Origin of the sequence: Bacillus mobilis, from assembly GCF_001884045.1 — a bacterium.
In the GTDB taxonomy this organism is placed as follows: Bacteria; Bacillota; Bacilli; order Bacillales; family Bacillaceae_G; genus Bacillus_A; species Bacillus_A mobilis.
Genome location: NZ_MACF01000030.1, coordinates 1 through 204 on the forward strand (window position 1 = coordinate 1; position 204 = coordinate 204).

The 204-nt window shown below is 35.8% G+C and carries 1 protein-coding gene; it reads right to left on the reverse strand.

What is annotated here, in order from left to right:
- Positions 1-204 (reverse strand): transposase (locus BAQ44_RS03490; RefSeq protein ID WP_145925744.1); only part of this gene is annotated, 204 nt, incomplete at both ends.

Genomic DNA, 204 nt, shown 5'->3' on the forward strand with positions numbered 1-204 from the left:
CATATTCGATACTTGCAAATCTTCTATACCGATAACATCGTGGTTTTTGATGATTTCAGTTGAGATTTTGTCCAAGTAATCTTTTCTAGCATTAGCTATGTATTCATGAATTCTAGCTATCCTTACTCGTTGTTTATTCCAGCGAGAAGATCCTTTCATTCTTCTAGAAAGAACACGCTGTGCTTTTGCCAACTTCTCTTCCAA